Source organism: Kitasatospora sp. NPDC052868, assembly GCF_044547105.1.
Lineage (GTDB): Bacteria > Actinomycetota > Actinomycetes > Streptomycetales > Streptomycetaceae > Kitasatospora.
The window spans coordinates 1-14,974 of the sequence record NZ_JBITZW010000010.1 but is presented as its reverse complement, the minus strand read 5'-3'; the positions used below and the strand labels follow the sequence as shown (position 1 = coordinate 14,974).

General features: G+C 73.7%; 12 protein-coding genes. 5 read left to right on the top strand and 7 right to left on the bottom strand.

What is annotated here, in order from left to right:
* Window positions 1-24: 24 nt before the first annotated feature.
* From ACIGZJ_RS18505 to pdxH, 5 genes are all read right to left on the bottom strand, one after another.
* Window positions 25-1,218, bottom strand: a complete 1,194-nt coding sequence (locus ACIGZJ_RS18505; RefSeq protein ID WP_396458198.1) for an FxsB family cyclophane-forming radical SAM/SPASM peptide maturase — start codon at window positions 1,216-1,218, stop codon at window positions 25-27.
* Window positions 1,219-1,289: 71 nt separating this feature from the next.
* Window positions 1,290-5,300, bottom strand: coding sequence for an FxSxx-COOH system tetratricopeptide repeat protein (gene fxsT / locus ACIGZJ_RS18500; protein ID WP_396458197.1), 4,011 nt, complete (start codon window positions 5,298-5,300; stop codon window positions 1,290-1,292).
* Window positions 5,290-6,654, bottom strand: a complete 1,365-nt coding sequence (locus tag ACIGZJ_RS18495) for a TIR-like protein FxsC (RefSeq protein WP_396458196.1) — start codon at window positions 6,652-6,654, stop codon at window positions 5,290-5,292. The genes fxsT and ACIGZJ_RS18495 overlap by 11 nt, the downstream gene beginning before the upstream one ends.
* Before the next feature lie 132 nt (window positions 6,655-6,786).
* Window positions 6,787-6,984, bottom strand: coding sequence for an FxSxx-COOH cyclophane-containing RiPP peptide (gene fxsA / locus ACIGZJ_RS18490; protein ID WP_392940780.1), 198 nt, complete (start codon window positions 6,982-6,984; stop codon window positions 6,787-6,789).
* A gap of 155 nt (window positions 6,985-7,139) precedes the next feature.
* Window positions 7,140-7,772, bottom strand: coding sequence for a pyridoxamine 5'-phosphate oxidase (gene pdxH, locus ACIGZJ_RS18485; RefSeq protein ID WP_392940843.1), 633 nt, complete (start codon window positions 7,770-7,772; stop codon window positions 7,140-7,142).
* A 417-nt stretch (window positions 7,773-8,189) separates the two neighbouring features.
* Here pdxH and ACIGZJ_RS18480 point away from each other — a divergent pair, with 417 nt between their 5' ends.
* Both ACIGZJ_RS18480 and serC read left to right on the top strand, forming a co-directional pair.
* Window positions 8,190-9,290 carry a citrate synthase 2 gene (locus ACIGZJ_RS18480; RefSeq protein ID WP_392940778.1) on the top strand — a complete coding sequence of 367 codons (1,101 nt, stop codon included), beginning with the start codon at window positions 8,190-8,192 and terminating at the stop codon, window positions 9,288-9,290.
* 132 nt (window positions 9,291-9,422) lie between these two features.
* Complete coding sequence (gene serC, locus ACIGZJ_RS18475) at window positions 9,423-10,541, top strand: phosphoserine transaminase (RefSeq protein ID WP_392940777.1); 1,119 nt, start codon at window positions 9,423-9,425, stop codon at window positions 10,539-10,541.
* Window positions 10,542-10,730: 189 nt separating this feature from the next.
* Here serC and ACIGZJ_RS18470 read toward each other — a convergent pair whose 3' ends face one another.
* Window positions 10,731-11,498 (bottom strand): SDR family oxidoreductase, encoded by a 768-nt coding sequence (locus tag ACIGZJ_RS18470; RefSeq protein WP_396458195.1) that lies wholly within the window; start codon window positions 11,496-11,498, stop codon window positions 10,731-10,733.
* A gap of 85 nt (window positions 11,499-11,583) precedes the next feature.
* On the opposite strand from ACIGZJ_RS18470, the gene ACIGZJ_RS18465 reads away from it, so the two are divergent.
* Both ACIGZJ_RS18465 and ACIGZJ_RS18460 read left to right on the top strand, forming a co-directional pair.
* A complete protein-coding gene (locus ACIGZJ_RS18465; RefSeq protein WP_396458194.1) occupies window positions 11,584-12,180 on the top strand; it encodes a TetR/AcrR family transcriptional regulator in 597 nt (198 codons plus the stop codon).
* 111 nt (window positions 12,181-12,291) lie between these two features.
* Complete coding sequence (locus ACIGZJ_RS18460; protein ID WP_396458193.1) at window positions 12,292-13,536, top strand: hypothetical protein; 1,245 nt, start codon at window positions 12,292-12,294, stop codon at window positions 13,534-13,536.
* Between the two features lie 73 nt (window positions 13,537-13,609).
* Here ACIGZJ_RS18460 and thpR read toward each other — a convergent pair whose 3' ends face one another.
* On the bottom strand, window positions 13,610-14,197 hold the full coding sequence (gene thpR, locus ACIGZJ_RS18455; protein WP_396458192.1) for an RNA 2',3'-cyclic phosphodiesterase: 588 nt from the start codon (window positions 14,195-14,197) through the stop codon (window positions 13,610-13,612).
* A gap of 45 nt (window positions 14,198-14,242) precedes the next feature.
* Here thpR and ACIGZJ_RS18450 point away from each other — a divergent pair, with 45 nt between their 5' ends.
* Window positions 14,243-14,761 (top strand): GNAT family N-acetyltransferase, encoded by a 519-nt coding sequence (locus tag ACIGZJ_RS18450; protein ID WP_396458191.1) that lies wholly within the window; start codon window positions 14,243-14,245, stop codon window positions 14,759-14,761.
* Window positions 14,762-14,974 lie beyond the last annotated feature (213 nt).

Here is a 14,974-nt window from a genome sequence, read left to right as displayed (position 1 = left end):
CGAAGCGGCCCGCACCGGTCCGGCTCACCCTGCCGCCCCCGCCGCCGGGGCGGCGCCGAGACCGGCCACATCCGCCCGGAGCCGGCCCGCGATGTGGCGGATCAGCCGGGCCAGGTCCGCGCAGTACACCGAAGGCCGGTCGAAGCGCCCGTCCCCGTACCGGTGGGCGTAGAGGCCGCCGCCGCACACCGCCGCCAGCGGGCAGCCGGCGCAGACCGGGCCGAGGCCCGCCAGCCCGCGCTGGCGGGCCTGGAAGGCGGGGAGGGCGGCCGCCTGCGCGAAGCCGTGCCGCCAGACGTCCAGGCCCGTCCCCGGCGCCCCGTCGTAGGCGGCCTTGAGGCTGTCGGCCTGCTCGATGGCCCCGTCCGTCTCCACCACCACCAGGTCGACCGGCGCCAGCCCGACGGACTCGCTGGCGGCCCGGCCGCCGAGCAGCAGCACGGCCAGCTCCTCGAAGAGCCGGATGCCCGTCTCCCGCCGCGGCGCGCCGTACCAGCGGTCGAAGGCGGCGATCAGCCACTCCCCGTACGGGGCCGCCTCGGCACCCGTCGGGGGCGCCGGCGGCGGTGAGCGCCGCACACCCGGCGGCTGCGCCTCCCAGGTGCCGTGCGGCAGCAGCAGGTCGATCCGGGGCGGCGCGAACTCCAGCAGCGCCTCGTAGGTGGCGACCGGATCCGCGGCGAGGTCCACCACGCAGAGCAGTCCGGCGAACAGCTCCCGGTGCCCGGCCGAGCCCAGCAGCCGGATCGCCTCGGCCGTCCGCGCCCAGCTGCCGGCGCCGGACGGCAGGCGCCGGTGCCGGTCGTGGTCGGCGGCGGTGCCGTCCAGCGACACCCCCACCGCGACCCGGTACCGGTGCAGGACGTCCAGCAGCGCGGGCTCCGCCGACAGCCGCAGCCCGTTGGTCTGCAGGCTGAACCGCACCCGGGCCCCGGCGCCGCGGGCCAGCCCGCCGGCCAACTCGCCGAGCAGCGCGTCGAGATGGTCGGCGCCGACGAGCAGCGGCTCGCCGCCGTGCAGGATCACCCCGACCTCGTCCAGCCCGTACCGCTGCGCGTGCTCGGCGATCCGCCGGGCGGTCCGCCGGACGGTGGCCAGCTCCATCCGCCGCGGCCGCCCGCGCCAGCTCTGGTCCGCCGCCTCGTACATGTAGCAGTAGTCGCAGGCCAGGTTGCACCGACTGTGGATCTTCAGCAGATACTGCCGGAACGGCACCATGCCGGCGAGCCTAGCGTTCCCCTGACGGGCCGCCAGGGCCGCGTCACACGAACGGCGTCACACCGACGGCGTCACACCGACGGCGGTTCGATGTCCGAGTCCAGCCGCTGCCGCGCCTTCACCGCCACCGTGGTCGGGTGCTCCTCCCCCAGGGTCTGCCGGGCCCGCCGGACGCAGTCGGCGTGCAGCCGGGCGGAGCGCTCGCCCTCCCCCTCCGCGGCCAGCGAGAGGGCGAGGTTGGAGTTGATGCCGATGGTGTCGTAGTGGTCCGCGCCGAGGGTCGCGGCCATCATCGGCGCCCCCTGCTCCTCCAGCGCCAGCGCGGCCGGTCCCTCCCCCGCCAGCACCAGGTCGTTGGCGTGGTTCATCATCGCGATCGGGATGTACAGATGGCTGTCGCCGAGGACCGCCCGGAACTGCCGCAGGGTGCGCGCGGACAGTTCGCGCGCCTCCACGATCCGCCCGGCCAGCCGCAGGTAGACGGAGAGGTTGTTGGCGCCGGCCAGGGTGACGGGGTGGTTCTCGCCGAGGTAGTCCCGGTAGCGGGCGAGGGCCCGCTCGGCGAGCTGGATGGCCCGGTCGGTGTCGCCGAGCGCGTTGAGGTCGCTGGCCAGGTTGGTGGCGGCGGCCAGGGTGTCGGGGTGCTCGGGCCCGTTGATGTCCAGGTAGCGCTGGTAGATGTCCTCGTCGATCTCCAGCGCCTCGTTGTACCGGCCGGCCCGGCGCAGCGCGACGGCGAGGTTCTTGCGGGCGCGCAGGGTGTCGGTGTGGCCGTCGCCGATGGTCTGCTGGTAGATCCGGACGGTCTCCTCCAGCAGGTCCAGCGCCTCCCGCAGCCGCCCGGTCTCGCGCAGGTCGCGGGCGTAGTTGCTGGCCGAGGACAGCGCGTACAGGCTGTGCGCGCCCAGTGCGTCGCGCTGCTGGAGGTAGTTGCTGCGGTGCCGTTCGAGGGCGGCCCGGCGGTCCCCGGCGAGGTAGTCGGAGACGGCCAGGTTGTTGGTGATCATGAGGGTGCGCGGGTGGTCCGGGCCCAGGGTGCGCCGGGCGGCGTCCAGGGTCTTGCGGTCCATCGCCCTGGCCTCCTCGTAGCGGCCCAGGAAGCGCAGGTCGGCGCCGAGGCTGTTGGCGACGGCGAGGGTGTGCGAGTGCTCGGGCCCGAGGGTGGCAGTGAAGCGCTCCAGGATGTCCTTGTCCATCTCGTACGCCTCCTGGAGGGCGCCCTGGGAGCGGCGGATGTTGCTGAGCTGGGTGCGCAGCATCAGGGTCTGGGCGTCGTTCTCGACGTCGAACCCGGAGCCGCCGTACCCGTCCTGGCGCCAGTGTTCCAGGGTGCGCTCGGCGAGCTCCCGGCCGGACTCGTGCAGGCTGCGCTTCCACTGGTAGCGGACCGAGTCGATGATCCACTGCCGGACGTCCTCGTCGCCGCTGCTGGCGGCGCCGGACGGCCAGAGGTGGGGCAGGAGTTCGGCGTACTGCGGCCAGTTGGCGGGGATGTCCGGGTCGCCGGGGTTGGCGGTGGCCAGCGCGGCGTGCACCACCGCGCGGATGTCGGCGCGCTGGCCGCCGGCGACCTGGTCCCGGAGCACGGCCTGGACCAGCCGGTGCACGGTGATGGTCTCGCTGCCCTGGTCGGTGCGGGCCAGGCCGTACCGGTTGATGGCGCGCAGGAACTCGCCGATCGCCAGCTTGTCGCGGGGCGCGCGCGGGGGCAGCCGCAGCGCGTGGGTGACGGCCCGGCTGTACAGCAGCCGCATCGGGATGGCGTCCGGGCCGAAGAAGGCGCAGATCTCCAGGATCTGGGCGGCGGGGGCGTTGACCCCGCGCAGCTCCTCGACCGAGATCCGCCAGGTCGCGGCGGCGGAGTGCGGGTACTCGGCGGGGCGCAGCCGGGTGCGTTCGAGCATCTCGGTGAGCGCGTCGTCGAGCAGTTCGAGGTAGGTGGAGACCGGCATGGAGGTCTCCTGGAGCCAGACGGCGGCCTGGCCGACGGCGAGCGGGAGGTCCCCGAGCCGGTCGGCTACCTGGTCGGCGTCGGCCTGGGCCAGGCCGGTGTTGAAGCGGCGCAGCAGCCGGATGCTCTCCTCGCGCAGGAAGACGTCGACCTCGACCAGGCCGGCGTGCTTGGACCAGCCCTGGTTGCGGGAGGTGATCAGCACGTGTCCGCCGGAGGAGCCGGCCGGCAGCCAGGGCGCCAGCTCGTCCGGGGTCCCGGCGTTGTCGTAGACCAGCAGCCAGCGCCGGTACGGGTGTCCGCGGCGCAGCGCGTCGAGCACCGCGGCGGCGGTGTGCGCGACGTCGTCGCTGCTCTGGACCCCGAGCCGGGGGGCGAGCTCGGCGAGCTTCTGCGGGATGTTGGCGGCCTCCTCGGCGGGCACCCACCAGACCACGTCGTAGGCGGCCTTGAAGCGGTGCGCGTACTCGGCCGCGATCTGCGACTTGCCGGCGCCGCCGAAGCCGTAGAGGACCTGGCTGAGCACCGCGGTCGGCCCGGCGGTGAAGCGGTTGCGGAGCAGTTCGAGCAGTCGGCCGCGCCCGGTGAAGGAGGCGTTGCGCGAGGGCGCGTCCTGGACCTGCGGGGCGGTCCCGGGGAAGCGGGCCGGCGCGGCGAACTCGCCGCTCTCGGTGTCGGGTTGGCGACTTGCTCCGGGCGGTGGGCCGAGCTCGCTGTAGAGCTGGGACTCCGCGAGGACGGCGGAGGAGCGGACCAGGTCGGGGGCGGCCGGGCCGACGAACGGGCGGGGCACCGGCTCGTCCGAGCCCTGCAGCCGCAGGGCGACCAGCAGCGGTGAGCCGCTGGTGAGTTCGCGCCCGCCCAGGAGCTGCCAGACCTCCGCGGCGCGGGGCAGCGCGGTGTACTCGGGCGAGAGCAGGGCGAGCATCCGGCCCTGGCCGTCGAGCGGACCGGCGGCCTCGACGGGCAGTCCGCTGTACGGCTCGGCGGCGTTGTGCAGCGAGGCCTGGTAGCCGAACCCGGTGAGCGTGGCGGAGGCCCACTCGGCCCACATCCGGTCCTCGGGGGCGTAGCTGACGTACACCTGGCGGGGCATGGTGCGGGTGGCGCGCAGGTAGGCGCCGTACAGCCGGCGGCGGGCCTCGCCGCTGAGCGGCCGCAGCGCCCGGACCCGGCCGTCGGTGATCCACCCGGCCAGCCGCTCGAAGGCGTTGAGCAGGCTGCGCGCCTCCTGCGGCCGGTCGGCGACGGTGGCGGGCACCTCCTCGTAGGCGTAGAAGGGCTTGTACGGGACTTCGACGTCGCTCCAGTAGCCGGCCCGGCGCTCGGCGGGCAGCCAGCGGCCGAGGTAGGGGGCGAAGGCCTCGCGGGCGAAGTCCCGGCCGGCCTCCAGGCGCTCCTGTTCGGCGTCCTCGACCCGCATCGGGACGGGCAGCACCCGGATCGCCCGCTCCTCGGCCTCGGCGATGGTCCGGGCGGCGTCGACGCCGCCGCGGATGTTCTGGGCGCTGAAGGTGAAGCAGTCGACGACGGTGTCGGGCATCAGCACGGTGCAGATCCCGGAGGTGTCGCTGACCCCGGTGCGGCTGTCGATCAGCACGTAGTCGTAGCTGCGGGCCCAGCGTTCGCGCAGCTCGCGCAGGAACTCCCCGCCGCGGATGTCCCGACCGTGGTAGAAGCTGCGCCAGTTGAAGCTGGTGACGGCGGCGGAGTAGGCCGCGTTCTGCCGGCCGGCGGGCAGGAAGTCGAGCCGTCCGCCGGGCGGCAGGTCGAGGGCGAGGCCGCAGATGTAGCCGTCGAGGCGGCCGGGCTCGTCCAGCCAGGCGCCGGGGGTGACCCCGGAGGGACCGGCCGCGGAGGGCAGCGCCTGCTTGACGTAGGAGCGCAGCAGGTCGATCAGGCCGTCGGTGGCGTGCAGTTCCGGGTCGACCAGCAGCGGGTGGTAGTAGCGGTGCAGGCCGGGCGCCTCCAGGTCCCAGTCGACCACCAGGACCCGCAGGCCGCGGCTGGCGAGGATCCAGCCGACGTTGGCCAGCGCCATCGTTCTGCCGGTGCCGCCCTTGAAGGAGTAGAACGTGACGACCGAACCAGGTCCGGTCCGCTCCGACTCGACACCGGGCTCAGCGAACATCGTCCTGCTCCCCACTCAGCGGCACGGCAGCGCCGTCCGGGCTGCGGCGCGGGCCTGGCGGCCACGCCGGGATGGCCAGCCCGGGCATCACCGGGCCGGCTTCGTCACCGCCGGGGCCGAAGCCGAAGGCAGCGCCGTCGACATCGTCCCCCCAATCGAAGTTGTCGTCCATCAGCTTGTTCTGAGCAACCGTCACCATGATGGTGAGCTGGTCGTCGAAGCTCTCCCGGGGCACCGCGACCCGGAACAGGTGCTCCGGATCGCTCCGGCGCAGCCAGTTGCGGCGGAACACGCCGCGCACGCCGGCCCACAGCGCGTCGCGCTCCGGACCGCCGCTCGGGTCGTCGCTGCCGGAGGGCACCATCACGCCGGTGACCGGGTGGTTCTGGTCGTCGTACTCGCGCAGCGCCGACCGGTAGCGGTCGCTTCCGGCCATCCACGGGTCCACCAGCAGCACGCTGATCTGGTTGTCCTCGCGGGCCTGGTCGAGCTTCTCGCCGAGGCCGGTGCCGATCTCCTCCAGGGTGGTGGTGTGCCCGGCCGAGGTGATCACCTGCTGGGCGCGGACCACCAGGGACGGCTGGGTCGGCGGGTGGTAGGGCGCCCAGTGCCAGGGCTTGGGGCCGTACCAGCCCCCGCGGTGGGCACCGCCGCCCTCCGGCGGGCCGACGGCCTCGGGGGCCCGTGCGGCGGGCACGTCCGAGGCGCGGCCCGCCGCGACGAACAGCCGGACCATCCCGGCGGTGGGCGCGGGCCGGACCGGCGCCGCCACCGGGAAGTAGCCGCGGACCGCGCCGAGGTCGAAGTCGGGCAGCTCGGTGAGCCGGCGGGCGGCCGCGTCCCGGATCCGCTCGGCGACCACCCGGACCACCTGCCGGTACTCCGCCCCGAGCGGGTCGGTGCGCAGCAGGTCGCGCAGACCGGAGCGGACGTACGTCTCGCCCATGCCGAGCTGGACGTACTGGATCTTCAGGACCTCGTCGGGCAGTTCGTCCGGCAGGGACTCCCAGAGCACCGGGATCAGCGCCGGGACGATGTCGCCCGCCAGCTCCTGGTGGCGGCGGACCCGGCCGCGGAAGGCCGTCCACTCCTTGCCGCAGTACAGGCTGGCGAAGTACGCCGGGGAGTAGAGCGCGACCATCGTGCGGCAGCGGGCCAGCATCTGGGCCAGCTGCTGCTCCCAGTTGTCGCCCAGCCGCAGCCGCTCGGTGTCGCGGTACGCGAGCTCGTCGGCGCCCGCGACGGACTCGATCCGGCCGAGTTCGTCCCGCAGGTCGTTGAAGAACTGGTCGACGAAGGCGTCGCCCGCCTCGTAGTCCCGCCGCGCGTAGCTGAAGAAGAAGTACGGCCGCACTGCACCCCCCGGGCCCGTTCACGCTGCGACTGCGCTGCTGTCATACCCAGCATGTCGTGAAGTCAGCCGGTCGCGCCGGGGAGTTGGCGAAGACCGTGGCCAGTGCCCGGCCGCGGGGCCCGCCAGGACGTTCTAGAGCGCGGACTGGAACGCGGCGACCGGCTCCGCGCCGGGGACGAGGGCGTCGCCGACCACCCGGCGGAGCAGCTCGCCGAGGACGGTGTCGGGCAGCCCGTCGAGCCCGTCGAGGGGCAGCGCGGTGACGTCGACCAGGTCGGAGCCGAGCCCCGAGCAGGTTCCCGAGCCGATTTCCGCATCGGTGACGCCCATCAGTCCCTCACTCGGTCTCGCGGCCCAGCGGGCTCGGTTCGGATTCGGCCCGGTCCGCGACGCGCATCCTACACCTGACCGATCCTCAGAACCCCTGTCGCGCCGCGCTGCTGTCATCCGTCCAGCCGTCTCCTGCGCCGCTCCCGGGGCCCGGTTCACGGGCAGAGCCGCTCCACCCGCCAGCCCGTCGGGGCGGACGGGTCGGCGAGGTAGCGCAGCCGGTCGTGCAGCCGGTTCGACCGGCCCTGCCAGAACTCCACGCTGGCCGGAACCACCCGGTAGCCGCCCCAGAACGGCGGCACCGGAACGCCCTCGCCCTCCGGGTAGCGCCGCTCCAGTTCGGCGTACCGCTGCTCCAGCACCTCGCGCCCGCCGATCGGGCTGGACTGCTCACTGGCCCAGGCGCCGAGCTGCGAGCCGTGCGGGCGGGTGCGGAAGTAGGCGGCGGTCTCGTCCCGGCCGACCTTCTCCACCCGCCCCTGGACGATCACCTGGCGGGCCAGCGCGATCCACGGGAAGAGCAGCGCGGCGTGCGGGTTGACGGCCAACTCGGCGCCCTTGCGCGAGCCGTAGTTGGTGAAGAAGACGAAGCCCCGCGCGTCGAAGCCCTTCAACAGGACGGTCCGCGAGCTGGGCCGCCCCTCGGCGTCCGCGGTGGAGAGCACCATCGCGTTGGGCTCCACCACCCCCGCGTCGTCCGCCTCGTGGAACCAGCGGGTGAACTGGCCGATCGGCTCGGCGGTGAGCTGCTCCTCGACCAGGCCCTCATGGCTGTAGTGCTCGCGCATGACGGTGAGGTCCGGCCCGGGCCGGACCTCGTCGGCGAGGTTCCGGGTGGCGGGGCTCATGGGCGTCGGGTGGGCGCGTTCCGGGGTCTGCACGTCAACATCATCCCGTACGACAAGCAACCGGCACCGCTACGTCCGGACAAACCCCGGTGGGAGATAAGGTGTCTCGCCACCGCTCGACTGTCCGCCGTACGGTGAATTGTCCGGAAGCGCGCCTTTGGTTCCGGAGGATTCCCGGGCTCGACCGGCCCTCGACGGAAAAGTCAAGCGGGCCCCGGGGAAACATCACCACGGTGGTGTATGGCGCAATGCACCCCGTGCCTGTCACTCTGGCACCCAGTGCCAACCACCCGTCGGTCACCGGTGAACCGCCCCACCTAGGCGGCCCGCCCATCGCAGAACTGAAGGAGCCGTCGCATGTCCGACTTCGTACCCGGGCTTGAGGGAGTCGTCGCTTTCGAGAGCGAGATCGCCGAACCCGACCGGGAAGGCGGCGCCCTGCGGTACCGAGGAGTCGACATCGACGACCTGGTCGGCCACGTCTCCTTCGGCCACGTCTGGGGCCTGCTGGTGGACGGCAAGTTCAACCCCGGCCTGCCGGCCGCCGAGCCGTTCCCGATCCCGGTCCACTCCGGTGACATCCGGGTCGACGTGCAGTCCGCCCTCGCCATGCTCGCCCCGGTCTGGGGCCTCAAGCCGCTGCTGGACATCTCCGCCGAGCAGGCCCGCGACGACCTGGCGCGCGCCGCCGTCATGGCGCTGTCCTACGTCGCCCAGTCCGCCCGCGGCCAGGGCCTGCCGATGGTCCCGCAGAGCGAGATCGACAAGGCCGAGACGGTCGTCGAGCGCTTCATGATCCGCTGGCGCGGCGAGCCGGACCCGAAGCACGTCAAGGCCATCGACGCCTACTGGACGTCGGCCGCCGAGCACGGCATGAACGCCTCCACCTTCACCGCCCGCGTCATCGCCTCCACCGGCGCCGACGTGGCCGCCGCGCTCTCCGGCGCCGTCGGCGCGATGTCCGGCCCGCTGCACGGCGGCGCGCCGTCCCGCGTGCTCGGCATGATCGAGGAGATCGAGCGCACCGGCGACGCCACCGCCTGGGTCAAGAACGCGCTGGACAAGGGCGAGCGCCTGATGGGCTTCGGCCACCGCGTGTACCGCGCCGAGGACCCGCGCGCCCGCGTGCTGCGCCGTACCGCCAAGGAGCTCGGCGCGCCGCGCTTCGAGGTCGCCGAGGCGCTGGAGAAGGCCGCGCTGGAGGAGCTGCACAACCGCCGCCCCGACCGCGTGCTGGCCACCAACGTCGAGTTCTGGGCCGCCATCATGCTGGACTTCGCCGAGGTCCCGGCGCACATGTTCACCTCGATGTTCACCTGTGCGCGCACCGCCGGCTGGTCGGCGCACATCCTGGAGCAGAAGCGCACGGGACGGCTCGTGCGCCCCGCCGCGCGCTACATCGGCCCCGCCCCGCGCAGCCCCCGCGACATCGAGGGCTTCGACGCCATCGCGCACTGACACACCACCGCTGAGCAGCGGGTTCGGCCTTCCGCCGGACCCGCTGTCGGCGCGTCTCGCGGCCGTGGAGATCACATCTCAGCGGGCGGACTGCCGTTCCGCCCGCGCAATCGCGGCCGGTAGGCTGCGCCCGTGGCTCAGATCCAGATCCCCGCTGACATCAAGCCCGCAGACGGCCGTTTCGGCTGCGGCCCGTCCAAGGTGCGCCCCGAGGCCCTGAGTGCCCTCGCCGCGACCGAGACCTCCCTGCTCGGCACCTCGCACCGCCAGGCCCCGGTGAAGAACCTGGTCAAGCGCGTGCGCGAGGGCGTGAGCAGCCTCTTCTCCCTCCCCGAGGGGTACGAGGTGGTGCTCGGCAACGGCGGCTCCACCGCCTTCTGGGACATCGCGGCCTTCGGCCTGGTGCGGGAGAAGTCCCAGCACCTCGACTTCGGCGAGTTCTCGTCCAAGTTCGCCTCCTCGGTCAAGGCCGCCCCCTGGCTGGCCGAGCCGACCGTCATCAAGACCGCCCCGGGCACCCACCCGCTGCCGGTCGCCGAGGCGGGCGTGGACGTCTACGGACTCACCCACAACGAGACCTCCACCGGCGTCGCGATGCCGATCAGGCGCCCGGTCGGCGCCGACCAGGGCTCGCTGGTCCTGGTGGACGCCACCTCGGGCGCCGGCGGCCTGCCGGTCGACATCACCGAGACGGACGTCTACTACTTCGCCCCGCAGAAGTCCTTCGCCTCGGAGGGCGGGCTCTGGCTGGCGGCCTTCTCCCCGGCCGCCCTGGAGCGCGCCGCCGAGATCGCCGGCTCCGGCCGGTACATCCCGCCGTTCTTCGACCTGCCGACGGCCATCGACAACTCGTCGAAGGACCAGACGTACAACACCCCGTCGATCGCCACCCTGTTCCTGCTGGCCGACCAGCTGGAGTGGCTGAACGGCAACGGCGGCCTCGACTGGGCCGTCGCCCGGACGGCCGACTCCTCGGGCCGCCTGTACGGCTGGGCCGAGAAGTCCTCGTTCGCGAACCCGTTCGTGGCGAACCCGGCCGAGCGCTCCCAGGTGGTCGGCACGATCGACTTCGACGACGCGGTGGACGCCGCCGCCGTCGCGAAGGCACTGCGTGCCAACGGCATCGTCGACACCGAGCCGTACCGCAAGCTCGGCCGCAACCAGCTGCGCGTCGCGATGTTCCCGGCGATCGAGCCGTCGGACGTCGAGGCGCTCACCGCCTGCATCGACTACGTGGTCGAGCAGCTCTGACCGCGCCGCACACACGGCTGAGGGCCACCGCCTGCGGGCGGTGGCCCTTCGTCCTTTTTCGGCCGTCCTACCTGTTGATCAGCGAGCCGATCACCACGACGGCCAGCAGCAGCACCAGGGCGCCGGTCACGATACGCATGCGAGTCTTGGGGTCCACGGTCAACGAGCGTACCCGCGCCCCGGCCGGGGCTAGACGCCGAGGTTGGACCCGCCGGTGGCATCGAGCTGCTGGCCGGTGATCCAACGGGCGTCGTCCGAGGCCAGGAAGGCCACGATGTCCGCCACGTCGGCGGCCTCGCCGACCCGGTCGAAGGCCGAGTACCCGGCCGCCTGGGCCCGCGCCGCCGGATCCGCCAGCCAGGGGTTGATGTCGGTGGCGACGATGCCCGGCAGCACCGCGTTGACGGTGATCCCGCGCGGCCCGAGCTCCTGCGCGAGGGTCAGCGTGAAGGTGTTCAGCGCGCCCTTGGTCATCGCGTAGGAGACGGCCGTCGGGAACGCCACCCGGGTGACCCCGGAGGAGACGTTGACGATCCGGCCGCCGTCCCGCAGCCGGCCGAGGCCCTGCTGGACGATGAAGAACGGCGCCTTGACGTTGACCGCGAACACGCGGTCGTAGCCCTCCTCGGCCACCTCGTGGACCCGCCCGTTCAGGCCGATCCCGGCGTTGTTCACCAGGATGTCCAGCCCGCCCCCGGCGCCGCTGCGGGCCAGCCCCTCGTCGAACGCCGCCCAGAGCGCCTGGGCGTCCCCCGGCACGCCCAGCTCGGCCCCGATCGCGAAGGCCCGCCCGCCGGCCCGCCCGATGGCCTCCACCACCTCGGCGGCGGCCGCCGCGTTGCCGCCGTAGTGGACGGCGACCAGCGCGCCCTCGCGCGCCAGCCGCTCGGCGATCCCCCGCCCGATCCCCCGGCTGCCGCCCGTCACCAGTGCCGTCCTGCCCGCAAGCGCGCCCATGGCCACGCCCCCTCATTTCTGTAGCGGTCGCTAATGAATGGAACCGTAGCACGTCTTCTGTAGCGGCCGATATAAAATGATCCGCATGGCCACCAGCACCCCCCAGCGCGGACGACCCCGCTCCTTCGACCGCGACGCCGCCCTGGAGCAGGCCCTGCGGCTGTTCTGGGAGCGCGGCTACGAGGCGACCTCGGTCGCCGACCTCACCGCCGCGATGGGCATCCGCCCGCCGAGCCTCTACGCGGCCTTCGGGGACAAGCGCTCGCTGTTCGACGAGGTGGTCGCCCGCTACCGCGAGGGCCACGGCTCCTACGCGACCCGCGCGCTCGCCGAGGAGCCCACCGCCCGGGCGGGCGTGGCCCGGATGCTGCGCGAGGCGGCCGCCGAGGCCACCGACCCGGAGCACCCGTGGGGCTGCCTGCTGATCAGCTCGACGGTGAACTGCACCTCACCGGAGGTCGCCGACGCCGTCCGCCTGCTGCGCAACGCCAACGTCCGGGCCCTGGAGTCGCTGATCCGGGCCGACATTGCGGCCGGCCACGAGCCCGCCGAGGCGGATCCAGCCGCCCTCGCCCAGTTCACCGCGACCGTCCTCCAGGGCATGTCCCAGCGCGCCCGGGACGGCGCCACCCGCACCGAGCTGGAGCGGGTCGCCGCCGACGCGATGCGGGTCTGGCCCTGACCGAACACCTCCGGGAGGCCCCGGACTTATCCCGTTGACCGGCGCCGCGCGGGTGCCGCTAGCATGCCCCCACGATCTAACGATCTTCACAACATTGGGGGACCTCCACTCATGCGCGCCTCCCGCGCCGCGGCCTTCGCCGCGCTCATGCTCGCCGCAGTCACCGCCCTGCCCGCCGCGCCCACCGCCGCGGCCGCCACCACCGGCCAGGTCGGTCCCGCCGGCACCTGGTACTCCATGTCGAACTACCGGGTGCTGGACACCCGGGCGGGCAAGAACGTCCCGGTGGGGACGGTCGGCCCCGACAGCATCACCCGGCTCGACATCACCAAGGTGCTGTTCGGCATCACGCCGACCGCCGTGGTGATGAACGTGACCGCGGTCGACGCGACCGACAACAGCTTCATCACCGCCTTCCCCGACGGCCAGGCCCTGCCGACGGTCTCCAACCTCAACGCCACCCCGAACCACCGGGTCACCTCCAACCGGGCGACGGTGCAGGTCGGTGCCGACGGCGTGGTCAACATCTACAACCACGTCGGCCGCGTCCACCTGGTCGTCGACCTCCAGGGGTACTACAGCGACCGGGACGGGGGCGGCGACGGCGGCCGCTTCGTCGTCGGCGAGCCCACCCGCCTGCTGGACACCCGCACCACCATCGGCGGCCACCCCGGCAAGCTGGTCGGCGGTGCGGCGGGCGTGATCAACCTGGACGCCTCCTCCGTCGGGGCCCCGAGCGACAACATGGTCGTCCAGGCCACCGTCACGGAGCCGACCGAGAGCGCCCACGTGACCATGTACCCGGCGGGACAGTCCCCCTGGAACACCTCCGACCTGAACTTCGACCCGGGGCAGACGGTCACCAACCTCTCCTACGCCTACACCACGGGCGACCGCCGGCTCGCGCTCTACGCCAACAGCGGCGAGGCCCACGTCGTGGTGGACTACATCGGCGGCTTCTCGCGACGCGCCGACGACAGCGGCAACAGCGGCAAGTTCATCCCGGTGAGCCCGGTCCGCGTGCTCGACACCCGCGAGGGGCTGGGCGCCGCGGCGGCCAAGGCCGCCCCCGGCTCCACCACCCGGGTGAAGGTCACCGGCCTGAACGGCGTACCGGAGACGGTCGCCGCCGTCGTCCTCAACCTGACCGGCACCAACGCGAGCGAGGACGGCCACATCACCGCGTTCCGGGCCGGGGCCGCGCGTCCGTCGACGTCCAGCCTCAACTACACCGGGAACGAGGACACCGGCGCCATGACGGTCGTCCCGGTGAGCACGGACGGCTACATCGAGCTGTACAACCCGCACGGCAGCGTGGACCTGGTCGCCGACGTCCAGGGCTTCTACAGCAGCTGATCCGGACGCCCGCTGATCCGGACGCCAGCTGATCAGGGCGCCCCGGGGAAGGTCGCCACCTCCCCGGGGCGCCTCAGCTCCAGTCGGCCAGCGGCCAGGAGCGGACGGTCTCGTAGTGGGCGAAGCCGCCGTCGAGCTCGCTCTTCATCAGGTGCAGCTCGGCGGCGTCCCACTCCGGTCCGCGGTACTCCGCGAGCGCCGCGGCCAGGCCCTCCAGCTCCGCCGCCGCGACCCGCTGGACGGCCCGCCGGTGGCCCCGGGAGGAGCCGGCCCGGGCGAGCGTCAGATGCGGGTGGAAGGTGAACGCGTCCACCTCGCCGGTCAGCTCGGCGGTGGCCTCGCCGACCGCCTCGGCGAGCCGCCGCAGGGCCCACGTCCGGCCCTCCACCCCCGCCCAGAGCACCCGGTCGCCGAACCGCCCGGCGCCCGCCAGCCGCAGCCGGTGCACCTCGTGGACCTCCGCCACCGCGGCCAGGCCCGCCTCCAGCTCCGGCAGCCGCTCGACCGGCACCTCACCGAGGAACGCCAGGGTCAGATGCCACCCCTCGACGGTCGTCCAGCGCAGCCGGTCCGCCCCCGGCAGCCCGCGCACCGGCGCCACCGCGTCGGCCAGCCCCTGCAACGCCTCGACCGGCGGCAGTACCGCCACAAACAGCCTCATGAGGCCATCTTCCCGCGCACGGCGTCCTGGGCTACAACGGTTTTCATGAAGATCCGCAACGGTGGCCCCGACGACGCCGCCGACCTCCTCGCCCTGCTCGACGGCGCCGTGGCCTGGCTGGCCGCCCAGGGCCGCACCCGCCAGTGGGGCGACCAGCCCTGGAGCAGCCGGCCGAAGGCCGTGGAGAAGGTCCACGACTACCTCGGCGAGGCCTTCCTGGTCCGGCTCGCGGTGGACGGGGACGGCCGGACGGTCGGCTCCTGCGTCCTCGCCGAGGAGCCGCCCGCCTACGTCGCTCCGGCCGGCGAGCGCGAGCTCTACGTGCGCAACCTGGTGACCGACCGGTCCCGCTCGGGCTCGGGGATCGGCGCCGCCCTGGTCGCCGACGCACTGGACGAGGCCCGCCGCCGCGGCATCGGCCTGGTCCGGGTGGACTGCTACGCGGGCGGCGACCGCCGACTGGTCGGCCGCTACCGGGCGCTCGGCTTCACCGAGACCGAGTACTTCGAGGCCGAGCAGCCGGACGGCGTCTGGGAGGGGCAGATCCTGGCCATCAGGCTCTGAGAGCCGGCCCGCCCCGTCGGGGGGGGGGGGGGGGGGCCCCCGGCCCGCCGCGGCGGGGGGGGGGGGGGGCCGGGGGGGGGGGCGGGGGGGGGGGGGGGGGGGGGGGGGGGGGGGGGGGGGGGGTGGGGGTGGGGGGGCGGGTGCGGGGGCGCGCCGGGTCTTCGGGCTGCACAGGGCGAGGGGCCGCCCGCCGGCCCGTTGTGCGCCGGCGGG